Below are 24613 nucleotides of genomic sequence, written 5' to 3' on the forward strand. Positions count from 1 at the left end.
CTGATGTTCTTTGTATTTACCTTTGCAACCGCAATTTTAAAAACAATTAATACAAAAAACATCCTTAACCTTATGAAAAATTTGATCTTAGCTTCTTTTGCTATCCTGGGATTCTCAACATTAAAAGCACAACAGAATGTAACCCTTAACGTGAGACTTAAACCTATTCAGACTCTTGTTGTTAACAACGCTCAAAAAATCGTTAACCTGGACTATGTAACCAAAGATGACTATGCCGACGGTGTATCTTCTGTAAACGCAGATCATTTAAGCATTTACAGCACAGGAGGATTCCAGGTAAAAGTAAAAGGTGGTAACGATGTATTAGAATATGGAGGTAAAAACATCCAGGCTAACACCATCCAGATTAAAGCAAGCGCAGGTTCTGACGCGGTAAACGGTGCTCAATATGCTCAGAATGTACAATTATCAACTAACGAAGCTACTTTGGTAACTTCTTCTACCGGAGGTGTAGACAAAAAAATTAACATTGAATACAAAGGCGCCGGAGATAATAAGTACCTGAACAATTATATTGCCGGACAAGATCCTACCGTATACACTACTGAACTTACGTATACCATTATTTCTCAATAATAGATATCATTCTGTAATGATAAAGTGTTGTACCTACCACAGCACTTTATCAACACTTAAAAACTAATCTCCGCCATGAGCAGACTTTCTCTTCTCCTTTTCAGTCTTCTTTTCCTATCATCTTTTCACGGATTTGCACAAACAGGAGTTTCGGTTTCACCACCAAGACTGTACTTTGAGTCGGGAAACGGAAACAGCAATACCCAGACAATAACGGTAACGAATGTAAGTGCCAAAAATTCTCTGGACCTGGCTGTAAGTTTAGGAGATTGGGAATATGACGGCAAAGGTGAGAATGTAACGTATCCTGCCAATACCCTTCCCGCTTCCTGCGCAAGTTGGGTTTCGGTCAAAAAAGAAGATAATTACTTTACGCTGGCTCCGGGAGAAAAAAAAGATATTGAGGTTACCATTACGGTTCCTAATGCACTTTCAGACCAACTGGCTGCCCATACGGCCGTTTTATATGTAAGCCAGATGAATCCGGTAGATGATGTGGATCATAAAGGCGCCAACATCAAGGTAAGCATCCGCTCAGGAATCAAATTATTCCACAAGCTGCCTGCCGCCAAAACGAAAAAACTTGAAATCCAGAATCTGGTATACGGAAAAACAACCAATACCATCAACCTCTTTTTTGAAAATCAGGGCGATGTATGGGGTGACGGAAAAATATACACTGACTTTGTGAATACCCAAACCGGAAAAAAAGTATCACTGGATCCCGTTATCTTTTACTCCATGCCCGGAAACAAAAGAGAAATGGATATCCCTCTTCCGGCAAGCCTTGAAAAAGGGAAATATACCGCTTCTGTAATGATCGATTACGGAGACAACAACAATCTGGAATTGGGAGAATTAAGTTTCAGCTATGAATAGTAAAAAATTCTTCTGTTTCTTTCTGCTGATCTCTCTGAACTGCTTCTCACAGGTCAATTATAATTCCTGGATAAACAGCTACTTGCAGATTAATTCTTACAGCGGAAATACCAATCCGGATGCATACACCTTTACCCTGGCCGGTAATGGAGCGTTTAATATTCCTTACTGGAAAATATCCATGAGGCTGAAACAGCCTATCACTTCTACAGACGGAAATTATACGATGCCTGCCAACAAGATATCATTTCAGCCCATTTCCACTTCAGGACAGGCTTATCCGGGACCCGTACCCACCATTCCGCAGATCGGAATGCCGTTAAATACTTTTCTTCAGGCCAACCAGGAAGTCTTTTTAATTCCACAGTCCAATGCAGCACTGTACAACCAGCCGCCACATCCCAACGGTTACTATAACCTGCAGGTAAAATACAGCCTGACCGTTATGGGAGGATCTTATCTGGGAAGTTACCCTTCCTGGACCAGATTTACTGTTCCGGTTCAGTTTACAGCGTATGACCGGTACAACAATATTATCGGCAGAGCTGATCATAATTTCCAGATTCACATCGGAACGCTCAGCGGAACTCCGACCGATGTACCCGAAATGTCGCTTCAGTTTTCAGCAAAAGCGGTCAACGGATCACTGGAATTCAAAAGTATGCCGGATTATGTCAACGGAGTAAGTGTTACTTATTCCAATGGACTGATTGTAAAAAGCAATACCAATTACCAGATCAAATTACGTTCTCTTCAGGGGCAGTTCAGCTCTCCGGCCGGAAACTACATTCCCTTAGGAACCGTAAAAATGAATCTCATCCCCGTTTCTGGAAACAATGGGAATGTATATCCTATCCTGCTAAGTGCTTCTCCACAGCTTATTGCAACAGGAGGCTCCACGGGAAACTCCAGCCTGTATTACGATATCCGATATTCCACCAAAGCCAATGATGAAAGATTGATTAATGCCAAATCGGAAGAATATTCCACTACCCTTCAATACGAGATTATTCCCCAATAACCATGCTTCAAGACCTGTTCAAAAAAATCTTTTTCATTTTTTTGATTTCGTTTCAGATATGGATTCCGGCACAAAGCAGTTCCGGGATAAGCCTTGATATCCGTAATGAATCCAGAACAGATAAAACAGGGATTCTTGATCTGATCATCGTCCTTGACAATCAAAGCACAAATGATTTCAAAGGAAAAATAAACATTACGATTCCTCAAGGTTTCAGGAATATTTCGGGCAACAGTCTTCAGGTCGAAATGAAATCCGGTGAACATCTTTTCATTCCGGTAAAAATTGTAGTCAGTAATAATGCCGTTTCGGGTGAATCCCGTATGGCTTTCCGTCTTTCGGACCAGCAGAATAAAACAATGGCGGAAAAAGAAATACCTTACACCGTTACTGAAAATAATGCCATGCGCATCACGGCAGAAACCCCTCTGATCTATGTAAATAAGGCTACCGATTCCGTAGAAGTAAGGGCAAGGGTTTCCAATCTTGGGAACAGAAAGCAGCATGTAACGGTTGTCTTTAAAATTCCGGAAGCTGAGCAGGGAAATGCTTTTATAGAGAAAACAGGAAGTATTGGCGTGCAAAAAGATTCAGTCTTTGTGTTCCGTTTTCTGCCTTCCCGAATCAGATCCCGCAGCACTCAGATTTCCGTTAATATTGCAGGTTTCAGAGAGCCGGACAGAGAGATATTCGGCAACACTACGGTATCTGTGCAAAATGTTTCTTCGGTACAGCGTTATGAGGATATGGAATCCACCGCTTTTTCCAACTTTACCAGGAATACCATCACGGCAAGTTACAGGCATGCCGGGGAAAACCTTGACATGTATCAATTGGTAGGTTCCGGAGGTTTCAACCTTCCGTCAGGATATATTTTCATCCGGGGAAATATCTATACCATGACGAATCAGAGCGATCCTATTGTCAATAATACCTATCTGACCTATCACAGGGAAAACAGTGAATTCACCATCGGAAACATCAATAAATTACTGGAACTTTCTATGTTCGGAAGAGGGCTCGAATATGCCTACACGTCTCCTGATAAAGACAAAAAAATTGAAGCAGGTTTCGTAGACCAGACCTACAGCCTGATCGAAAGAAATTCTTTTCTGAAATATGGTTATGGATTTTATACCAGAGGAACTCTTGGAGCTCAAAACGCTTCCCATAATATCTCCGGAACCTATATTTTCAGGGACGATCCTTACGAAAAAGCCAGACATCATGTAGCCGGAACAGATCTTCAATATGCTTTCGGTAAAGACTGGAGAACCAACACCAAGGTCTATGGCGGACTGAGTTTCTACGAAAATAACCAGCCCACCAAGCCTTCTTTAGCTTTGGAATCCCAATATTCCGGAATGATCAAAAAGGTGAATCTGAACGGAAATTATTTCTACAGCACAGATTATTATCCCGGAAACAGAAGAGGAATTTTACAGATTCAGCAGAATTTCTCTACCATGATTTTCAAAGATTATTATGTGTATGCCAACATTACAGCTTCCCATTTTTCACCTAAGTTCTACTTTTACGACAACACCCTGAATTCAAGCAATCTAAGACTGGATACGGGAATCAACTTCCCTAAAAAAGGAAATTTCGGGATGGGACTTGGCTATCAGTATCAGGAAGAAAATTCCAATTCTTATAATACTTTCTTCAATGCCCAACCTTACGAGAACACAAAACAGCTGAAAGCCCAGCGTTTTACGGAATACCTTACCTGGCTGAGTCCTGATAAGCAACACTCCTCCATCTTAAGCGTGGAAACGGGATTGGCACAATATCCGGACAACGACAAACAGCAGTTTCAGATGAAAGTAAGCGGAACTTACAGCTACAAATGGCTTACCGTGAACGGGATCTATCAGCACGGAAGCTATTTCCTTTCCGAATATGCTTTTTCAAAAATGATGAACCAGAGCACTCCCTACGAAAAGCTTTCCCTTTCTGCTTTTGTGAATAAAAATTTCTTCAACCGTCAGCTGAATGTCACATCAGGTGTTTCTTATACTGATGATGTTCTGTATGGAAAGTCGCCTTCCGGTTTTTTGAACCTGAAATATTCCAAGGAAAAGTATGCCCTGTACCTGAACTCTTCCTACTTCAGCTATACTGCAGGAAGTTTCACCAATAATCTGTTGACCGTTGAAGCCGGTGTGACCGTCAACCTCAGAAACAGCACCCTTGATCCGGGTAAAAAAGGTGATATCAAAGCATTTGTCTATTACGACCTGAACGAAAACAATATCTATGATGAAGGCGACAAAGAAGCGGCAGGCTATCTCATTATGCTCAACAATATTTCATTTAAAACCGATCCGTCAGGTTCTATCAGTTACCGTTCTATCCCTTACGGAAAGTATGCCCTGAAACAGGTCATCCAGCAAGGCTGGTATTACGATGAAACCGAATTTACGGTAGACAAACACCACTACTCTTTTGAGATCCCTCTTCATCAAAACGGAACGACCCAGGGAAAAATAACCTATGATTTTGACACCAAAACAGCAGTAGATTTTACGCCCAAAGTCGGAGGTGTTCTCTTCAATATTTACCGCAATGAACAGTTAGTACATCATATCATCACCGATGACAACGGTGAATTTGCCTCTTTCCTGCCCTCCGGAACTTACAGGATTGAACTGAACAAAAACTCTCTGCCATCCAACACCTATTGCGAACGCTCTACCGATACTTTCAAAGTGGAAGCCGGGAAAATAGTACAACTGGAGCCCTTTGTGATTAAGGTAAGGGAGAAGGTGATTAGGGTGAAGAAGTTTGGGAGCTAGTACCACTTGCCAATTACAAATATTTGTCATGGATATGTTCATTTGGGGATTGAGAAGACAGGTGTGTAACAGAGTAAATGTAATTACTTTAGACCACTACTAAAAACTATAACTTTTTAAATATTGATTATAATATAATTGAAATTTTAACACTAGAAAAATAGAAATTACTTGTCTTATTTCTTCGTTTGAGGAGCTCGGAATCTTATCTTTGTCGAACTAAACCAATAACAGAGAAAATTCCTAATGGCATTTAACGAAAATTCCAGAGTTAAAATACCTGCCCTTCTTCATCTTATGAAGTTGGGTTATAAGTATATTCCATTTTCAGAACAGAATCGTAGAGATGAAACTAATATTTTTGAAGACATTTTTGTAGAAAGTCTTTTGCGCATCAATTCGGATGTATCCAAAGAAGATATCTTACGCGTATTAGATGAAATTACTTTAGAATTAGACTATGAAGATCTGGGAAGAAAGTTTTTCCAAAGACTTACTGCAAACTCAGGCATTAAGCTGATAGACTTTAAAAATTTCAATAATAACAGTTTTCATGTAACAGCTGAACTAACAGCTAAAAATGGAGATGAAGAGTTCCGACCGGATATTACCATTTTGATAAACGGTATACCACTGGCTTTTGTTGAAGTAAAAAAACCACATAACAAACAAGGTGTACTTGATGAAAGAAACCGTATAAATACCCGTTTCAAAAACAAGCACTTTAGACGTTTTGCCAATATTACTCAATTGATGGTCTTTTCCAATAACATGGAATATGAAGATGGTATTGTAGAACCTGTTTTTGGAGCTTTTTATGCAACAGCAGCTTATTCCGATTTGCACTTCAACTATTTCCGTGAAGATGAAGAATTTCCGGTTAAACAAAAGTTTGGAATAATTTCAGATTCTGAAGAGAATACCATTCTAAAAGACAATAATTTATTAGTCATAAAACATAGCCCTGAATTTAAAGTTAATAAGGAGCTTTATACGCCAACACATCGTATCCTAACCTCTTTATTTAGTAGAGAGCGTCTGGCTTTTATACTTCGCTATGCCATTGCTTATGTAGAAGAAGAAAGTGGTTTGCAAAAACATATTATGCGTTATCCGCAGATTTTTGCAACTATGGCGATTACTCAAAAATTAAGTAAAGGGAAAAACAAAGGAATTATCTGGCATACACAGGGTTCAGGAAAAACAGCATTGGCATTTTTTAATGTTAAACACCTGACTGATTATTACCAGAAACAAAATACTATTCCAAAGTTCTATTTTATTGTAGATAGAATTGATTTATTGATTCAGGCTTCTACAGAATTTTCTAATCGTGGATTAAAAGTTAACCAGGTTAATTCCCGTCAGGAATTTATTAAAGATTTGCAGGTTGTAGGTGCCATTCATAATGATAGTGGACAAGCAGAAATTACAGTAGTCAATATTCAGAAGTTTAGTGAAGATTCAACTATTATTAAACTGCCGGATTATGATATCAATACGCAACGTGTCTATTTCTTAGATGAGGCTCACAGAAGTTATAATCCAAAAGGTAACTACCTTGCTAACCTTATCAATTCAGACAGAAATGCTGTAATAATTGCATTAACAGGAACTCCATTGCTAAGAGAAGTTACAAAGGAATATGATTCTAAACTACTCTTTGGAAACTATATTCACAAATACTATTACAACCGTTCCATTGCAGACGGCTACACCTTACGTTTGATTCGTGAAGAAATCGAAGGAAGCTTTAAGATGGAAATGAAGGAAGTAATGGAGCAGATCAAATTGCTGAAAGGAGACATCAAAATATCGGATGTATATGCCGAAAGACCATTTGCACAAGGATTACTTAATTATATAACCAAAGATCTCATAGAGTTTAGAGATCGCTTGAAAGATGAATCTTTGGGAGGAATGGTTGTTTGTGATTCTTCTAAACAAGCTAAAATGCTGTTCAAATTATTTGAAGAACAATATGGCAAACAGGAAACAGATGCAGATAAACTACCATTAGTTGCAGAAGCATCCGCTCCTTATGGTAAACGTAAAAAAGATAAACTAACCGCTGCATTAATTCTGCATGATGAAAATGATAAATCTACTCGTAAAGAATTGATAAAAGCATACAAAGGAGGAAAGGTAGATATCCTTTTTGTATATAATATGCTCTTGACAGGTTTTGATGCCAAACGATTAAAAAAACTTTATTTGGCACGTGTCATTCAGGATCACAATTTATTGCAGACATTAACCCGAGTAAACCGTCCTTACAAAAACTATCAATATGGGTATGTAGTTGATTTTGCTGATATATCCAAAGCTTTTGACCGTACCAATCAACTGTATTTTAAAGAATTGCAGGATGAGCTTGGCGATGAAATGGAAATGTATTCTAACCTGTTCAAATCAGAAGAAGAAATCAGAGAAGAGATTGAGAATATCAAAGAAACACTTTTCCATTATGATACTGAAAACAGGGAAATATTCTCACAGCAAATAGCTAAGCTGACTGATAAAAAAGAATTATTACAGTTGGTAAAAGCCTTACGCACTGCAAAAGAATTAAAAAATCTGATAGCATTACAGGACCTGCAAAGATTGGGAGAACTCATAGACTTCGAAATTCTGAACCGCTTATTAATTGAAGCACAAAATCGTTTAGATAACCTCAATCTTATTGAAAACCTTTCTAATGCTGAAGAAACTCGAAATCTTCTGAATATTGCATTAGAGGATATTGTTTTTCAATTTATTAAGATAGGCGAAGAAGAACTAAAACTTGCAGATGAACTGAAAGATCAGCTTCGAAAAACACGTGAAGCCCTGCAAAATAATTTTGACCAGAACGATCCAGTTTTTGTAAGTTTAAGAGAAGAACTGGAACGTATTTTCAAGAAAAAAAATCTCACCGAAACAACGCAAGTCGAAATGGTAGAAAACTTACCTTTGCTGCGTAAAATATATGATGAAGCCAAAGAGCTAAACCGTAAAAATGCATTATTGAAAGCCAAGTACAACAACGATGAAAAATACGTCCGTATCCACAAACGCCTGACCGAAAAAGGCAAGCTTAATGCTAAAGAAATACAACTTCACAGGGCACTAATGCAGGTGAAAAATGAAGTAGATACCAGACTTGAAGGACAGGAAGATTATTTAAATAATGAAGAGCTATTCGAGCGTTATTTGGTTCGGTTAGTAGCTCAAAGTTTTGTGATAGAAGAAAAATTAGATTTAGACGCAGGTACCAGACAAAATATTGGTAGCCTTATTGGAAAAGAATATTTACAGCTGTATAACAACAGAATATAAAAATGACGCAGGATATAACATATACAACAAAAACCAAACAACTTATTGACAACCTAAAAAGTGTCTGTGCTAACTTTGGCCTTGGGAATGACGGTAACGAATTCAAGATCATATCACAGATGTTTTTGTATAAATTTTTAAATGACAAATTTAACTACGAAGTAAAAAAAGAGCGACAGAAATTAGGAAAAGATATAGATTCTGACCTCCTAATGGATTTACTGGATGAAAATGTACCAAAATTAAGACAAGATCAATTAATATCGCATCTACATAATATTCAAAACGATGGAGATTTTGCTAAAACGTTTGACGATACTTTAAGAAGCATCAGTAATGATAACGCAGGTGTATTTTCTATTAAATCCTACTCTGGAGCAAAGGATTCGCTCTTTGATGATTTAAGTGAATTTATTTCCGATAAATCTGAACGTGATAATTTTTGCAAGGCATTAATTAACAAACTATTTGAGTTTAGCTTTGAAGAAAGTTTTGAAGATTATTTCAGTGAAAAATATGATTTCTTTAAAGATATTTTTGAGTATCTAATTAAAGATTATAACTCTGATTCGGGAGGTAAGTATGCTGAATATTATACCCCAAATGCTGTTTCCCGTATTATTGCAAACATATTGGTCCCGGAACCTGCTAAGCAAGCAAAATGCTATGATCCAAGTGTAGGATCAGGTTCTTTATTAATGTCCCTGGCCCATAAAATTGGAGAAGATAAGTGTACTATTTATTCAGAGGATATTTCTCAAAAGTCCAGTACCATGCTACGACTAAACCTAATCCTGAATGACCTTACGCATAGCATCCCTAATATCATTAAAACTAATACCATTTCCCAACCGTATTATCTGGAAAAACAAAAGTTCGACTATATTGTATCAAACCCACCTTTTAAACTGGACTTTTCGGATTTCAGAAATGATTTGGAAAAGGATAGTTTTAAAGAACGTTTTTTTGCAGGTATTCCGAATGTTCCAAAAACAAAAAAGGAATCCATGGCTATCTATCTGCTGTTTATACAACACATTATGTACAGTTTAAATGATAGTGGAAAAGCAGCTATTGTTGTTCCAACTGGCTTTATTACAGCACAAAGCGGTATAGAAAAGAAAATACGAGAACGCTTAATAGATAAAAACTGGCTACGAGGTGTGGTAAGTATGCCTAGTAACATTTTTGCCAGCACAGGTACCAATGTATCGGTATTATTTATAGATAAAAAAGCCGATAGCAAACATATTGTCCTTATGGATGCCAGCAAACTGGGCGAAACCATAAAAGAAGGCAAAAACCAACGTACAGTATTAACCCGTGAAGAAGAAGCTAGTATTGTAGAGACTTTTAATAATAAAGAAGCTGTAGAAGATCTTTCGGTAATAGTAACCAAAGAACAAATAAAAGAAAAGAATTATTCGTTTTCTGCCGGGCAATATTTTGAAGTAAAAATAGAGTATACAGATATTACAGCTGATGAATTTCAAAAGAAATTACAGAGTTTTGAAGAACGTCTAAATATTTTATTTACTAAAGGAAAGGATTTGGATATTGAAATTCAGAGACAATTAAAAGGATTGAAATATGAGTAAATTATTCCACCACAAGTTTTCTGATTTATATGAGATGAGCTCCGGCATTTCTTCAAAGCCAGAACAGGCAGGACATGGGGCTCCCTTTATTTCATTTAAAACTGTTTTCAATAACTATTTTCTGCCAGAAGAATTACCTGACCTAATGGATACTTCCGAGGTAGAACAGTCTATTTTTTCTGTTAAGGAAGGAGATATATTTTTAACAAGAACAAGCGAAACACTTGATGAACTAGGCATGAGCTCTGTCGCTTATAGAGATTATCCTAATACAACATATAGTGGTTTTTTAAAAAGATTACGTCCTTTAAAACCAGATGAGACTTATCCAAAATATATGGCATTTTATTTAAGAAGTAAATTGTTTAGAAAAACAATGAATAATAATGCTACTATGACTTTACGGGCAAGCCTAAATGAACAAATCTTTTCATATCTAGACTTATTACTGCCTTCATATAAGGAGCAAAAAAACATAGGCGACTTATTATTTTCAATTTATGAAAAAATTGAACTCAACAACAGTATAAATATAGAACTGGAAAAAATGGCCAAAACAATATATGATTATTGGTTTGTACAGTTTGATTTTCCAAATGAAGATGGAAAACCCTATAAATCTTCTGGTGGTAAAATGTTATATAATGAAACTCTACAACATACTATACCTAATAATTGGCAAATTAAGAAACTAGGAGATTTTGTTAAATCAATTAATACTGGCTTAAATCCAAGAGACCATTTCAAACTTGGAACTGGTGAAAATTTTTATATTACAATCAAAAATATTGAATATGGCAGATTAACGATAAATTCGTCTTGTGATAACATCGACAATGAAGCACTTGAAAGAATTCAAAAAAGATCAAAACTAGAAAAAGGAGACATTTTATTTACAAGTATACAACCCGTCGGAAAAACATTCTTACTATATGAACAACCTCAAAATTGGAATATAAACGAATCAGTATTTAGCTTTAAACCAAATCTGAATATTGTTACTTCTGAATATTTGTTTATGCTTTTGTCAAGTGAAGACGTAAAACAAAAATGTCAAAACTCATCTACAGGAAGTATTCATAAGGGTATCAGAATAACCCCATTGAAAGAATTTTCATTTGCTTATCCTTCAAAAACAATAATTAAATCATTCACAGAAAAGATAAGCCCTATTTTAGAAAAGATAAATCATACACAACAACAAAACCAAGAACTTGCTTCTCTCCGAGACTGGCTATTACCTATGCTAATGAACGGCCAAATAAAAATAGAGTGATAACTATACAAAAAAGCTCAACATTACTGTTGAGCTTTTCATTTTTATAATATTATTTTTTCTCAATCAACTTCTCCAACCTCCCCATCATCTCATCCTTCTCCTTCAGCATCCTCTCATAAAGAGCAATCTTCTCATCATGCAACTGCACTATTTTTTCAATAGGGTGAAAATTAATTGTACCGTAATTAAATGAATTACTGAAAGCATTCTCCCCAAACGTATTAGAAATAATGTTCACCGCCTGCTCCTCATCAAAATTCTGAAATGCTTCCACCGGAATTTTCAATACTTCAGAAATTTTTTTTAGTAAAGGGTCTTCAATAATTTCTTTCTGCTCCAGCAGAGAAATTTTCTTCTGGTTCCAGTCGTCCCCAAGGTCAAAAGCCAATGCTTCCTGCTTAATGCCCAGCATTTCCCTGAATCGTTTTACATTGCGTCCCTGATGTATTGTATGTTCCATGATAAATCAACATTTATGAGGTTTAAATATAGAAAAATATTTATAAAAATACCCCTTAAAAAACAGCTTAATTACAATCTCTGTTCTTCATGCTGATACTGTGAAACGGTCCTTCTCTCCTATTTCGTCATTTCTGTTTTTATGCCCGCTTTTTTTCATCAAAAAGTCAGAAAAAACAAACGCTGTTATCTGGTTTTCATTTTCTGGTGAACACGCGCTGAAAATCTTACAACACCCTGTTTTTCTATGCTTTGTGCTTCCTATATTTGATCCTGCAAACCAAAAAAACACAATATTATGGCACTAGACAATTTAATCAGTGTAAGCTTTTCAAAAAGTGATCTGGAAACTATTGATAAAGCAATTCAGGACATCCAGTCTGTACTGTTGGGAAAAACCATCAACCTTACTCCGGATCAGCGACAGCAATACGGAAGAATTGCAGAACAAAACAAGCTCTTCGTGAATAAAGCCAAAATCTATATGGAACAGTATGCCCAATATGTTCCTAACTTCCTGGATAAAGCAGAATTCGATAAAGATTATATCGCCAGAGAACAGATCGAACAAAGGCTGCAACAACTGGATTCTTTAACAGAACAGCTTTCAGACACCAAGGTATTGCTGGATCACGATAACTATCATAACGCCATCAGTTTCTACCGAAGCATCAGATACCTTTCCGAAGAGAATGTACCGGGGACCAATGTTATTTATGATGATATGAAGCAGTTTTTTGTAGCGGGACAGACTTCAGGCCCCACTGAAACACCATCTACATCCGGTTCAAACAACAATCAGTAAGAATAAATACTTTTTTGGGAGCACGTGAAAACGTGCTTTTTTTGTGATGATCTATCTGCTTATTTTTGGTTGGAAATCGCAAAGCCGCAAGTTCTTATCATAAGGACGCTGTTTAAGGCGAAAAGATTTTATCTCCGATAAAATTGCTGTACCCAATATACTTACCTGCTGAAAATCTTTGATTTTCTTGCGCCTTACAAAACATATCAATATTGAAAACTTTGCGTCTTTGCGTTTAAAACAAAATAATAAGCCATTGTATTAATCAGTAAGAATAAATATTTTTTTGAGAGCACGTGAAAAACGTGCTTTTTTTGTGATGATTTATCTGATTATTTTTGGTTGGGAATCGCAAAGACGCAAGTTCTTATTATAGGGATGCTGTTTAAGGCGCAAAGATTTTATCTCCGATAAAATTTCTGATGACCTACTTTAATTTCCTTGCTGAAAATCTTTGATTTTCTTGCGCCTTACAAAACATATCAATATTTAAACTTTGCGTCTTTGCGTTTAAAACAAAATAATAAGCCATTGTATTAATCAGTAAGAATAAATATTTTTTTGAGAGCACGTGAAAAACGTGCTTTTTTGTGGTTATCTGTTTACCATATTTTGGTTGGAAATCGCAAAGACGCAAGTTCTTATCATAAGGACGCTGTTTAAGGCGCAAGGATTTTATCTCCGATAAAATTGCTGTACCCAATATACTTACCTGCTGAAAATCTTTGATTTTCCTGCGCCTTACAAAACATATCAATATTGAAAACTTTGCGACCTTGCGTTTAAAACAATAATAAGCCATTGTATTAATCAGTAAGAATAAATACTTTTTTGAGAGCACGCGAAAAACGTGCTTTTTTTATGATGATCCATCTGCTTATTTTTGGTTGGAAATCGCAAAGGCGCAAGTTCTTATTATAGGGACGCTGTTTAAGGCGCAAGGATTTTATCTCCGATAAAATTGCTATAATCCAATATACTTACCTGCTGAAAATCTTTGATTTTCCTGCGCCTTACAAAACATATCAATATTGAAAACTTTGCGACCTTGCTTTTAAAACAAAATAATAAGCCATTGTATTAATCAGTAAGAATAAATACTTTTTTGAGAGCACGTGAAAAACGTGCTTTTTTTGTGATGATCCATCTGCTTATTTTTGGTTGGAAATCGCAAAGACGCAAGTCCTTATTATAGGGATACTGTTTAAGGCGCAAAGATTTTATCTCCGATAAAATTGCTATAACCCAATATACTTACTTGCTGAAAATCTTTGATTTTCTTGCGCCTTACAAAACATATCAATATTGAAAACTTTGTGACCTTGCTTTTAAAACAAAATAATAAGCCATTGTATTAATCAGTAAGAATAAATACTTTTTTGAGAGCACGCGAAAAACGTGCTTTTTTTATGATGATCCATCTGCTTATTTTTGGTTGGAAATCGCAAAGGCGCAAGTTCTTATTATAGGGACGCTGTTTAAGGCGCAAGGATTTTATCTCCGATAAAATTGCTATAATCCAATATACTTACCTGCTGAAAATCTTTGATTTTCCTGCGCCTTACAAAACATATCAATATTGAAAACTTTGCGACCTTGCGTTTAAAACAAAATAATAAGCCATTGCATCTGAAGAAACAGAATATTTTAAAATGCAAAGGTTTTATTGATTCGAATTGATGATTGGAGGAAGCAAAGAATGGTGGCTACGCCACTGATGAAGCCAGATGAATAGTACGCATGATTCTTACAATAATCTATTACCCCTCTTACCTTCCTAACACCCTCCAGGTAGTATAGCAACCGTCTCCGCCCCTTTGGACAACGGTCTCTACCCTCTTATATGAGCAGGTGGAGCCCCTTATACAAGTCCGTCTACCCCCTTACCCAAGGGGGTATATCCCCTTCATGAAGAGGGTGGAGACCGTTCATAAAGTCCCTTCAGGGGCTTGGTGAAGGGGTTAGAGGGACTTTGGAAGGGGATAGAACTGTTTTTAAAGAGAATTTTTATTGAAATTTTTATGCTTTCCCGTAAACAGAACCTGTATATTTTTTTTATTATTGTCCTCGAAAACTAATAAGATATGAGAATAATTGCTCTAAAAGGAAAAGGTAATTCTGGCAAATCGACTACTTTAAATCTTGTTTATGATTCTTTAATCAATATACAAGGAAACCGGAGTACTCCTAAAAAAATACTTGGAAATCCTGTACAGAGAGATTTTGAGTGTATAGTAACCCGAATAAACCAAACAACTATAGGCTTTTATACTATGGGAGACTATTCCAAATATACGCTACAAGCAATAAATGCTTTTCAGCTACTCAATGTGGATATTCTCATACTGGCTACCAATTCAAAATTTAAAAAACCTACCCGTAGAATCAATCAATTTCCAAATAGTCATATTATTATGAAATCTATTCCAAATGTAAAATCTACTGTAAATATGAATGCAGAAAATCAAAAGGATTGTAATCAGATCCTTTCTTTGCTATAAACAAAGTTTAAAACCTAAACTATACTAAGTCAAAACATTTATATGAATTACCACGAATTACAGGTAAAAGCCTATAACTGGTTAAAGCACCTGCATGATACAAATCCTGATTTTACGTTTTCAGTAAGACAGAAAGCTTCTAAAGGAGCAGAGCAAAATTATTTTATCGGAACCGAAAGATCCCGTTATTTCTCTACTACATTCTGGAATATACCCGTTTCTTATCCCGGCTCATCCACAGACTTGATTAATCTGGTTTTTGCTTTGAAAAAAGGGAACAAATTATCTCTTTATATTCAGTTTTATCAGACAAAAGATCCCAACAATGATCAGAATCAATATGCTCTGGAGCTTATCAGAAATATAAAACCCCGTTTGAAGAATCTGGATCCTTTGGTATATGGTGAGGGTAAAGAAACTCTAAAAATGGAATATTTTGCGATCTACCTGCCAGAGCTTTATGACAGTTTTGAATCATCTATTCATGATCTCAATACAATGCTGGAAAAAGTAATTCATATTGTAGATGAAGAGATCACTGCTATGAAAAATACTCATCCTACATTTAAAGCAAATCGCTTTCTGCCAAAGGAACAGGAAAGAATGATTTCTAAAATGTATGAAAGATTTGACAGATATTCTGCTAATGTGAATGATGAAGAGAATGAAGAAGAAAGCTGGACCATTCTGGAAGATTTTGATACCTGGTTTGTAAAAAATTACGACCAGCCTTCTGGCATATTTCATGGGATGATATTCGGATTCCTTTATCAGATTTCTCATTCCAAAGATCTCATCTCAGAGGAAAAACTGAATGAATATGATTCTGAAACTATTGAAATTATAAAAAAAGAAATTCCCAATTTTGATTATGAGGGCCTAGACTATTTTGAGAAATTTCTGGATTATACCGTTAAAAATTTTACTACTTTTCATTCTGTCATGAAACAGCCACTCAACCAAATCTTATACGGCCCTCCCGGAACCGGTAAGACCTACAATACCATTAATAAAGCTATTCAGATCGCTAACCCTGATTTTGTTCTGTCTGATCATACCCGAAAGCAAATCAAGGACGAATATAAAAAGCTGGTAGATGAAGGAAGAATTGTGTTTACCACCTTCCATCAGAGCATGAGCTACGAAGATTTTATTGAAGGGATTAAACCTAAAATTGATGAAGATGAGAACGGAAATAAAAAAGTCATCTACGAGGTTGAAAGTGGAATTTTCAAAAGAATTGCTGATAAAGCCAGAAAACCAAGATTAAAAAGTGAAAATTCAATAACACCATATACCTTTGATGATGCCTGGAGTGATCTTGTTCAGGATGCAAACAGACATCTGGAAGATGGAGATCCGCTTGTATTAACCATACAAACTCCGAATCTGGGATTGAGAATAGTGGATATTTCTGATAAAGGAAATCTAAATCTCAAGCCTATTTATTCTGAAGATTCAAAAATTTATACGATATCTTATTCCAGAGCTGAGAAATTGCAGCAGGCATTTCCTGATCTGTCCGTAATTAAAAATGTGAATACGGAATTCAGAGAAGTGATCGGAGGTTCCAATTCTACAGCGTATTGGTCTGTTTTAAATTATATCAATAATAAAATAAAAGAAAAATCTATTACCGAAGTAAAAGAAGAAACTCTTCCTCCCCTTCCTCATGTATTGATCATTGATGAAATCAACCGTGGAAATGTGTCTCAAATCTTTGGAGAACTCATTACACTTATTGAAGAGGATAAACGTATCGGCAATAATGAAGCACTGGAGATCACCCTTCCATACAGCAAAGATAAATTCGGAGTTCCTTCCAATTTATACATTATCGGAACCATGAATACAGCAGACAGAAGTGTGGAAGCTTTGGACACAGCGTTGAGAAGACGATTTTCATTTGAAGAAATGTCTCCTAAACCTGAGCTTCTGAACCCGTCAGCAATGATAGAAAATCTATTATGGGAGTATAAAAGCTATGAATGGACCGACAAAGAATATCTGACTGAAGAGAATAAATTATTTTCTGTTTTAGGTGTTTCTGAAGACTTCAAAAAAGAAAAAGAAGGTATCTGGGAACAGATGAAAGAAGATAAAAAAAATAATATCGTCAGAGAATCCGGATATTTTCAAAGGTTTGATTTTGAAAGAATAGATTTTGAAAAATTATTGACCATCATAAACAACCGTATAGAAAAACTGATTGATAAAGATCACGCCATTGGACATGCTTATTTTATAGGAAAAGACAATACAACCATCAGAGATTCTTTTTATAAAAATATCATTCCTCTACTACAGGAGTATTTCTTTGGTGATTACGGCAAAATAGGATTAGTACTGGGCAAAGGATTTGTGAAAAAGAAAGTTACCGAATCATCTGTTTTTGCAGCATTTGATGACTATGAAAGTGAGTATTCAGAAAGAGAATCGTATGAAATCATAGATTACAGAAAACCAGATCATCATTATAAAATTGGAGATACCGACATGGATTTCTCTAAAGCTCTTCTATTGTTAATGAATCAGTCTGTTTAATGAAACCAATAGAATCCATTGTTGTTTTTGAGCATGAAAAGCTCTACTTTACTGATGAACATAAAAAACTAAAACTGGACCAGGCTTTAGAGAATTATTATGGAGATGGAACTCCTTTTTTTAGCCTTATAAAAAACGGTGTAAAGTTTAATCAACATGTAGGAGTCATAAAGATTGCCCAAACAACCATTGAAATTCTTCCGAAAGCAGATCATAACGGCAAAGATGAATGGAGACAGCTATTGCACGACATGATAAGAACGGTATGGGGATTTGAAGTAAAGGTCTCCAGCAGTGCTTCGTTAAAGCTGAAAAAAAACTCTATTCTGGATCTTTATTATGAACTGTATGTAAAAGAATTAGAATATCTGCTTCACCGTGGACTCATCAAAAGATACAACAGGAAAGAGGGAAATCTGCATGCTTTAAAGGGGGCTCTGCAGTTTTCAAAACATATATCTCAGAATCTGGTTCACCACGAAAGATTTTATGTAAAGTACTCTCATTATGATGTCAATCATGAAATACACCGCATTCTCTACAAAGCTCTGAAGCTTATTGAACAGACTAACAGCAAGCCGGATCTGAGCAGCAGAATTGGTATGCTACTGTTGAATTTCCCCGAAATGAGTGATGTCAAAGTCACAGATTCAACATTTGAGAAAATCAACTTTGACCGGAAAAATCAACATTATGAAAAAGCTCTGCAGATCGCAAAGCTGCTATTGCTGAACTATCATCCTGATGTTTCAAGAGGGAAAAATAATGTACTTGCCTTAATGTTTGATATGAACCGTCTTTGGGAACAGTTTATATATGTTGTTTTAAAGAAAAATATACAGCATATTGATATCAAAGTAAGAGCCCAGCAATCCAAAGAATTCTGGAGATCAGAAAACGGAGCCAGCAGAATGAAACCTGATATTGTTCTGGAAGCTAATGGAAACAGAATTGTTCTGGATACAAAATGGAAAAACTTAAACGGAAATTATTTTCCGTCAACCGAAGATCTAAGGCAGATGTATGCTTATCACCGATATTTTAAAGCAACAAAAACAGCTCTGATATATCCGGGAAAAGAAAGTAAACTGATTAAAGGGGATTATTCGGCTATAGAACATGATGATGCCACCGATACACTGACTTGCGGAGTTGCTTTCATTTCGACTCATCAAGATATAAAGCAATGGAAAGAGAATATTGTATCATTTGTAAAAGAAAATTTTCTCGCTTCACACAAAACTTATTAAGGTAAATTTCGATTATTATAAAAGTTTAGATTCCTGCGGAATGACTAGGTGGATGTTTCTGTGTGCGTGCACAGCTAATTATTGTCGGAATGACAAAGTGGGCGCTTATTTGTATTTACGTTTGTTTGTGCATAGTTACTTGCTTCAGACATAATACAAACTGCTCGCTTAGCTTATCCACAACGTTTATTGGTGTGTACGTGAATAGTTACTTGCTTCAACATACTACAGACTATTCACTTAGTCTATCCGCAACGTTTATTTGTGTGTGTTTGTTTATGTGTGCATAGTGAACGGATGAAGGAGCGCGTCATGATACTTATTGTACAGCTGTTTCAACCAACTCCTACGCCCTTCATAATACTTTAACACCCTTTATACCCTCTCCCCCGATAAATTTTCGTTCTTTTGCAAAAAGTTTTAATTTTTACCTAACCGCATGTCTAAGTTTGATGAAATCCGGTATTTCTATGATCAGGAAGTGAATGAGAGATTACAGAGCATTGCCCGTGATCCCATGATGAAAGCCTTTATGAATTTTACTTTTCCTGATACAGATGAGCAGGTTTGGCTGGAACAGTTTAAGAATGTTCATTCCATCAGTGATTTTCAGCATCAGTTTGTGGCCTTTGCCGTTCGCCAGATCCTTGCAAAAAGTTCTGACGGTTTAACGACTTCTGGATTTGATAAGCTGGATAAAAACACTGCTTACCTATTCATCTCGAACCACAGGGATATCGTTCTGGATACTTCACTGCTTAATCTGGTATTGCTGGAAGGAGGTTATGTAATGACTGCTTCTGCCATTGGTGATAATCTTGTCCGTAAAAAGTTCTTAAACGTGCTGGCAAAACTGAACCGGAATTTTTTGGTACAAAGAGGTCTGCCCCTTCGTGAACAGCTGACAAGCTCACAGACCATGTCTGAATATATTAAAGAGCTTCTGCTTCAGGAAAACCGTTCTGTATGGATTGCCCAGCGTGAAGGCCGTACCAAAGACGGCAACGATTCTACCCAGCAAGGTGTTTTGAAAATGCTTGCCATGGCAGCCGGAGACCAATCATTGACAGATTATTTTAAATCCTTAAAGATTGTTCCTATCTCTATCTCCTATGAGTATGATCCTACAGATTCCTTAAAAATGCCTCAGCTGCTTGCACAGCACAGGGATGAGGAATACATTAAAGGGAAAAATGAAGATTTCACCAACATTATCAGCGGAATTCTGGGTCAAAAGAAACGCATTCACCTTCATGCCGGTGATGTTCTGGATAAAGAACTGGATGAAATTGCAGCGACCATTGACAACAAAAACAAACAGCTGCAGGCCATTGCACAGGTGATTGACCGTTCTATCATCAGTAATTATAAACTTTGGCCAACCAAGTACATTGCCTATGATCTGCTTCACAACACCAATACTTACGCTTCCGAATATACGGAGCAGGAAAAACAGTTGTTTGTCCGCAGACTTGAAATGCGCATAGATCCTTCAGATCCTGTTTCCAGAGAGTATTTCCTGGCCATGTATGCCAATCCTTTGGTAAATAAGCTGAAGCTTGAAGAAGAATCTAAAAACTAGTTTAGGATAAAATAAATAAAAACCACTGTTGTTGAGCAGTGGTTTTGTTGTAATTCTTTCAGATTTTTATCTGGTTTGCGACATAGAATCCACCTCTATGATTGCATCTGCAAATGCTTTTGGAGCTTCCTGTGGTAAATTGTGTCCAATTCCACCCGTTAAAGTATGATGTGCATATTGACCTGTATATTTTGAAGCATAACTTTCCGGTGCAGGAAATGCAGCTCCGTTGGCATCGCCTTCCAAAGTAACGGTTGGAACTGTAATCGATGGAGATTTTGCCAGTTTAGCTTCAAGCGCATCGTATTGTTTTTCTCCTTTAGCCAATCCCAGACGCCAGCGGTAATTGTGAATTACAATATCCACATGATCAGGATTATCGAATGCTTTGGCAGAACGTTCATAGGTCTGGTCATCAAAAGTCCATTTTGGGGAAGCCGTTTTCCATATCAATTTGTTAAATGATGTAGTATTTGCTTTGTAACCTTTATACCCTCTTTCCGTTGAAAAGTAATACTGATACCACCATAACAGCTCGGCATTCGGAGGCAAAGGTTTTTCGTTTGCCTTTGGACTTCCAATCAAATAGCCGCTTACCGCTACCAGTCCGGTGCATCGTTCAGGCCACAGTGCTGCCATGATATCTGCGGTTCTTGCACCCCAGTCGAAACCACCAATGATGGCCTTATCTATTTTCAGGGCATCCATAAAAGCGATGATATCCAATGCAACAGCACTCTGCTGACCGTTTCGTTTGGTATCCGGAGAAACAAAGGTCGTTGTACCATACCCTCTTAAATAAGGGACCAGAACACGGTAACCTTTTTCAGCAAGTATAGCGGAGGACTCTTCAAAACTATGGATATCATAGGGCCATCCATGAAGAAGGATAACCGGTTTTCCTTTGGCCGGACCTACTTCTGCATATCCAACGTTCAACAACCCGGCTTTGATTTGCTTTGTATTTTGAAACGCAGATCTGACCGCTGTGTTTTCCAGGTCTTTTTCACCCGTGGTATATGTCTGTGCGTGTAAAGACAATAATCCTGTTCCCATAAAAATAATCAGGGACAAAACGGATTGTATTTTTTTTCTGAAGTTCAATGTAGTATTCATAATAGTGATGTTTTGTGATGGTAAAATTATGGCAAAGCAGAGATCGGAATAAGAACAAATACTTTGAACAGGTCATATTAAACGTTGAATACTGATTTTCGGGCGGTAAACCGGACAGGAGAAAAAACAACAGCGCTATATATTATGATGTTAATAGACAAAAACATTATTCATCACTATAATTTTTTTCTAAAAGCACTATCTTCGTATCTGAAAAAATTGACAAAATGAAGAAATTCCTATTGCTGGCTTCGGCTGTATTCGTTCTCCATTCATGTGTGGTAAGAACAGCTACTAAAGTGGTTTCCGGAGCGGTAAATTTAAGTTACAAAGCGGTAAAGGGAACCGTTAACGGAATCAGCTGGGCAGTGAGCAAAGCAAAGGGGAAAATTGATGAAGACCGTCTGGATGGTACCTGGAAAGTAGTGGGCGTTTACCGTGGTTCTTTTGAAGATTTTTCAAAAGATCAGAATCCTGACGGATCATTTACTTCAGAATGTACGGAAGGTTTTGATCAGATTGTTTTCAAGGCTAAAAAGTCTAAATTCAAGCCCGTACATTGCAGCACACAGGATGAAGATTGGGTAAAATATTCAATGGAATTCGGAAAAAATCCTTCAACGAAGGAAAAGGAGAATTATATCGAATACAATTCCAATAGCTATATTTCCGTTATCGATGTAACCAATAAAACAATGGTTCTGGAAGGCAATCTTATGCCTAAACAGGGATTTTCCGGTGGTAAGTTATATCTTCTTGAAAAAGTAAAATAGAACTAAGGGCTGCATTTTTGCAGCTGCAGTTTCTGTTCACTGTTTAAACCTTCAAAACGATGCATAATCTTACTCCTTTCTTCGAAACAGCACTATATCCTTTGTTTGATCTTACCGATGAGGAGAAAGAAATGATCCTTGCCGAAGCAAAAGTATGGCATCTGGAAAGCAACAGTTATGTCATACGGGAAAACTCAACGGCAGACAGCCTTTTTTTTCTTCAAAAAGGAGTTATCAGAAGTTTTTATATAAAAAACCATAGAGAGATCAACACTGAATTTTTCTTTGAACACGATTTTTTTACAGCACTGACAAGCTATCTGACCGGCGAAAAAACATCTCTTAATTTTCAATGTCTGGAAGCTTCAGAAATTATTATTCTTCCCAAAAAACTGACAGACAAGCTTTTAAAAGATCCGAAATGGCATCAGTTCATGAATCAAATCCTTACGAAAGAGTTTATTAAAAAATGCCGCCGTGAAAGCTCTTTCCTGCTTCAGGATTCTTATGAACGGTATCTTTATTTTCTTGAACAGTTTCCGCATTCTGAAACCAGAATTCCTCTTTTCCATATTGCTTCTTATCTGGGGATGAGTCCTGAAACCTTAAGCAGGATCCGAAGTAAAAAAATAAAGCAAATTGATTTAAGTCAAGTAAACAGAATCTGATTTTCTTCACTTTTGTCTAAATATTTTAATAATGGACAAAAGGGTACAATTTGATTTTGAAGTGTATTTTACCAATGGGGGAAGCCTTAAAGGGGAAGAATTCAGACTTGACATTGCAGGAGATCATATTACAGACCAGGAACTGATTGATTATATTATTGATGATCTCCGGCTTCTTATGGCTGGTAAAGTCAATATCCTGAATAAGCAGGTCATTAACGAACCCCATAAAAGAAAGACTGTACAACAAAAACCTCCTGTGGAACGGCTGATCGATCTGAGCCACACGATTGAAGAAGGACTTATTACTTATAAAGGGCTTCCCGCTCCTCACATCTGTGATTATCTCAGCAGAACGGAATCTCAGAAATTGTATGAGGAAGGAACTTCGTTTCAAATTGGTAAGATTGAAATGGTTACGAATACAGGAACTTATATCGACTGTCCTTTCCACAGGTTTGAAAACGGAAAAGACACCGCTGAAATGGAACTGGAAAAACTGGCTGAATTAGAGGCGGTAGTAATCCGGATTCCTTATACGGAAACATTGGAGATTACAGATCAATATCTCAGAAACCGGGAAATCAGAAATAAAGCGGTACTTATCCATACGGGATGGGATAGCCACTGGAATACGGAGACGTATTATGAAAATCATCCTTACCTTACGCAAAGCGCGGCAGAATATCTTAAAGACTGCCAGGTAAAACTTGTAGGGATTGACTCTCATAATATTGATAACACAAAAGGCAAAAACCGTCCCGTACACACCATTCTTCTGGGCGATGAAATAGTAATTGCGGAGCATCTTTGTCGTTTGGAACAGCTTCCTGATGAAGGTTTTACCTTTACGGCTGCCCCTCCAAAATTCAAAGGAGCCGGAACTTTTCCGGTAAGGGCCTTTGCTTCAGTACAACAAAACTTATAAAGAGTTTCCTTGAAAACAGCTCAAGAAATTGATAATGAAGATTATTTTAAAAACCGTTCTGCAATAAAATACCCGCTTCCCACCACCAGTAGTGGCAGTGCTATTGAAATCAGGATTAAAGGCCAGGCAAAAATTCTGAAATAGGTATATAAACTTACTGAGGAAGGATCCTCAGGATCGTAGATCACAGTCTCTGTTTCTCCAATGGCCCAGGCCGAGGGATTGGTTCCTTCCGCCAGTTCAAAAGTATGTTCCATATTATTTTGGGACCGGAAGGTAAAGACCGGACTGAATACGGTTCCCTCTGATTCATATTCCCTTAATGAGGTAACGGTTGCCGTTGCCTTTTCTGCTTTTTTTAAGAATGAAAGAGTATTTTTAAAGCTCATTAATGCTGCTGCAAACAGAATGATTCCTGCTGCAAGGATGATATAATATTGCCACATAGCTTTCGTTTTTTTTCTGTCCATACTATTTCATCCTGAAAACATATATTT

18 protein-coding genes are annotated in these 24613 nt (G+C 36.7%); 15 read left to right on the top strand and 3 right to left on the bottom strand.

Going from position 1 to position 24613, the window contains the following annotated elements; translation table 11 throughout:
* Positions 1-72 precede the first annotated feature (72 nt).
* The 7 genes from AC59HC_RS17695 (at position 73) to AC59HC_RS17725 (ending at position 11487) form a co-directional block, all read left to right on the top strand.
* Positions 73-597: a hypothetical protein gene (locus AC59HC_RS17695; RefSeq protein ID WP_202839125.1), complete on the top strand. Its 525-nt coding sequence runs from the start codon at positions 73-75 to the stop codon at positions 595-597.
* A gap of 75 nt (positions 598-672) precedes the next feature.
* Complete coding sequence (locus AC59HC_RS17700) at positions 673-1476, top strand: fimbrial biogenesis chaperone (protein WP_343641911.1); 804 nt, start codon at positions 673-675, stop codon at positions 1474-1476.
* Positions 1469-2497 (top strand): hypothetical protein, encoded by a 1029-nt coding sequence (locus AC59HC_RS17705; RefSeq protein ID WP_496559083.1) that lies wholly within the window; start codon positions 1469-1471, stop codon positions 2495-2497. The genes AC59HC_RS17700 and AC59HC_RS17705 overlap by 8 nt, the downstream gene beginning before the upstream one ends.
* Positions 2498-2538: 41 nt before the next feature.
* Complete coding sequence (locus tag AC59HC_RS17710) at positions 2539-5295, top strand: hypothetical protein (protein WP_496559084.1); 2757 nt, start codon at positions 2539-2541, stop codon at positions 5293-5295.
* Between the two features lie 246 nt (positions 5296-5541).
* The gene (locus tag AC59HC_RS17715) at positions 5542-8613 is read left to right on the top strand and encodes a type I restriction endonuclease subunit R (RefSeq protein ID WP_496559085.1); all 3072 of its coding nucleotides are present in this window, start codon (positions 5542-5544) and stop codon (positions 8611-8613) included.
* A 2-nt stretch (positions 8614-8615) separates the two neighbouring features.
* Positions 8616-10211 carry an HsdM family class I SAM-dependent methyltransferase gene (locus AC59HC_RS17720; RefSeq protein WP_496559086.1) on the top strand — a complete coding sequence of 532 codons (1596 nt, stop codon included), beginning with the start codon at positions 8616-8618 and terminating at the stop codon, positions 10209-10211.
* Positions 10204-11487, top strand: a complete 1284-nt coding sequence (locus AC59HC_RS17725) for a restriction endonuclease subunit S (protein ID WP_496559087.1) — start codon at positions 10204-10206, stop codon at positions 11485-11487. The genes AC59HC_RS17720 and AC59HC_RS17725 overlap by 8 nt, the downstream gene beginning before the upstream one ends.
* A gap of 52 nt (positions 11488-11539) precedes the next feature.
* On the opposite strand, the gene AC59HC_RS17730 is transcribed toward AC59HC_RS17725, so the two are convergent.
* The gene (locus AC59HC_RS17730) at positions 11540-11950 is read right to left on the bottom strand and encodes a helix-turn-helix domain-containing protein (RefSeq protein ID WP_496559088.1); all 411 of its coding nucleotides are present in this window, start codon (positions 11948-11950) and stop codon (positions 11540-11542) included.
* 297 nt (positions 11951-12247) lie between these two features.
* On the opposite strand from AC59HC_RS17730, the gene AC59HC_RS17735 reads away from it, so the two are divergent.
* The 5 genes from AC59HC_RS17735 (at position 12248) to AC59HC_RS17755 (ending at position 20631) form a co-directional block, all read left to right on the top strand.
* Positions 12248-12754, top strand: a complete 507-nt coding sequence (locus tag AC59HC_RS17735) for a hypothetical protein (protein WP_496559089.1) — start codon at positions 12248-12250, stop codon at positions 12752-12754.
* A gap of 2084 nt (positions 12755-14838) precedes the next feature.
* Positions 14839-15255, top strand: a complete 417-nt coding sequence (locus AC59HC_RS17740; RefSeq protein WP_429813457.1) for a hypothetical protein — start codon at positions 14839-14841, stop codon at positions 15253-15255.
* Between the two features lie 42 nt (positions 15256-15297).
* A complete protein-coding gene (locus AC59HC_RS17745; protein WP_496559090.1) occupies positions 15298-17799 on the top strand; it encodes an McrB family protein in 2502 nt (833 codons plus the stop codon).
* The gene (locus AC59HC_RS17750) at positions 17799-19049 is read left to right on the top strand and encodes an McrC family protein (RefSeq protein ID WP_202839099.1); all 1251 of its coding nucleotides are present in this window, start codon (positions 17799-17801) and stop codon (positions 19047-19049) included. Before AC59HC_RS17745 ends, AC59HC_RS17750 begins: the two co-directional genes overlap by 1 nt.
* Before the next feature lie 439 nt (positions 19050-19488).
* Positions 19489-20631, top strand: coding sequence for a 1-acyl-sn-glycerol-3-phosphate acyltransferase (locus AC59HC_RS17755; protein ID WP_202839097.1), 1143 nt, complete (start codon positions 19489-19491; stop codon positions 20629-20631).
* A gap of 66 nt (positions 20632-20697) precedes the next feature.
* On the opposite strand, the gene AC59HC_RS17760 is transcribed toward AC59HC_RS17755, so the two are convergent.
* On the bottom strand, positions 20698-21747 hold the full coding sequence (locus AC59HC_RS17760) for an alpha/beta fold hydrolase (RefSeq protein WP_496559091.1): 1050 nt from the start codon (positions 21745-21747) through the stop codon (positions 20698-20700).
* A gap of 227 nt (positions 21748-21974) precedes the next feature.
* Between AC59HC_RS17760 and AC59HC_RS17765 the strand changes: the two genes are divergently transcribed.
* Genes AC59HC_RS17765 through AC59HC_RS17775 form a run of 3 tightly spaced genes read left to right on the top strand, consistent with a single transcriptional unit; the run spans position 21975 to position 24116 of the window.
* Positions 21975-22520 (top strand): hypothetical protein, encoded by a 546-nt coding sequence (locus AC59HC_RS17765; protein WP_202839088.1) that lies wholly within the window; start codon positions 21975-21977, stop codon positions 22518-22520.
* A 59-nt stretch (positions 22521-22579) separates the two neighbouring features.
* A complete protein-coding gene (locus AC59HC_RS17770) occupies positions 22580-23188 on the top strand; it encodes a Crp/Fnr family transcriptional regulator (protein ID WP_202839086.1) in 609 nt (202 codons plus the stop codon).
* A 31-nt stretch (positions 23189-23219) separates the two neighbouring features.
* Positions 23220-24116 carry a cyclase family protein gene (locus AC59HC_RS17775; protein ID WP_202839084.1) on the top strand — a complete coding sequence of 299 codons (897 nt, stop codon included), beginning with the start codon at positions 23220-23222 and terminating at the stop codon, positions 24114-24116.
* 41 nt (positions 24117-24157) lie between these two features.
* On the opposite strand, the gene AC59HC_RS17780 is transcribed toward AC59HC_RS17775, so the two are convergent.
* Positions 24158-24586 carry a DUF3592 domain-containing protein gene (locus tag AC59HC_RS17780; RefSeq protein ID WP_202839082.1) on the bottom strand — a complete coding sequence of 143 codons (429 nt, stop codon included), beginning with the start codon at positions 24584-24586 and terminating at the stop codon, positions 24158-24160.
* Positions 24587-24613: the final 27 nt, after the last annotated feature.

The organism is Chryseobacterium sp. DZ-32, from assembly GCF_059587025.1.

Coding starts and splice junctions, on each gene's coding strand:
- AC59HC_RS17695 (WP_202839125.1), top strand. CDS start 73: ATGAAAAATTTGATCTTAGCTTCTTTTGCTATCCTGGGATTCTCAACA.
- AC59HC_RS17700 (WP_343641911.1), top strand. CDS start 673: ATGAGCAGACTTTCTCTTCTCCTTTTCAGTCTTCTTTTCCTATCATCT.
- AC59HC_RS17705 (WP_496559083.1), top strand. CDS start 1,469: ATGAATAGTAAAAAATTCTTCTGTTTCTTTCTGCTGATCTCTCTGAAC.
- AC59HC_RS17715 (WP_496559085.1), top strand. CDS start 5,542: ATGGCATTTAACGAAAATTCCAGAGTTAAAATACCTGCCCTTCTTCAT.
- AC59HC_RS17720 (WP_496559086.1), top strand. CDS start 8,616: ATGACGCAGGATATAACATATACAACAAAAACCAAACAACTTATTGAC.
- AC59HC_RS17725 (WP_496559087.1), top strand. CDS start 10,204: ATGAGTAAATTATTCCACCACAAGTTTTCTGATTTATATGAGATGAGC.
- AC59HC_RS17730 (WP_496559088.1), bottom strand. CDS start 11,950: ATGGAACATACAATACATCAGGGACGCAATGTAAAACGATTCAGGGAA.
- AC59HC_RS17735 (WP_496559089.1), top strand. CDS start 12,248: ATGGCACTAGACAATTTAATCAGTGTAAGCTTTTCAAAAAGTGATCTG.
- AC59HC_RS17740 (WP_429813457.1), top strand. CDS start 14,839: ATGAGAATAATTGCTCTAAAAGGAAAAGGTAATTCTGGCAAATCGACT.
- AC59HC_RS17745 (WP_496559090.1), top strand. CDS start 15,298: ATGAATTACCACGAATTACAGGTAAAAGCCTATAACTGGTTAAAGCAC.
- AC59HC_RS17750 (WP_202839099.1), top strand. CDS start 17,799: ATGAAACCAATAGAATCCATTGTTGTTTTTGAGCATGAAAAGCTCTAC.
- AC59HC_RS17755 (WP_202839097.1), top strand. CDS start 19,489: ATGTCTAAGTTTGATGAAATCCGGTATTTCTATGATCAGGAAGTGAAT.
- AC59HC_RS17760 (WP_496559091.1), bottom strand. CDS start 21,747: ATGAATACTACATTGAACTTCAGAAAAAAAATACAATCCGTTTTGTCC.
- AC59HC_RS17765 (WP_202839088.1), top strand. CDS start 21,975: ATGAAGAAATTCCTATTGCTGGCTTCGGCTGTATTCGTTCTCCATTCA.
- AC59HC_RS17770 (WP_202839086.1), top strand. CDS start 22,580: ATGCATAATCTTACTCCTTTCTTCGAAACAGCACTATATCCTTTGTTT.
- AC59HC_RS17775 (WP_202839084.1), top strand. CDS start 23,220: ATGGACAAAAGGGTACAATTTGATTTTGAAGTGTATTTTACCAATGGG.
- AC59HC_RS17780 (WP_202839082.1), bottom strand. CDS start 24,586: ATGGACAGAAAAAAAACGAAAGCTATGTGGCAATATTATATCATCCTT.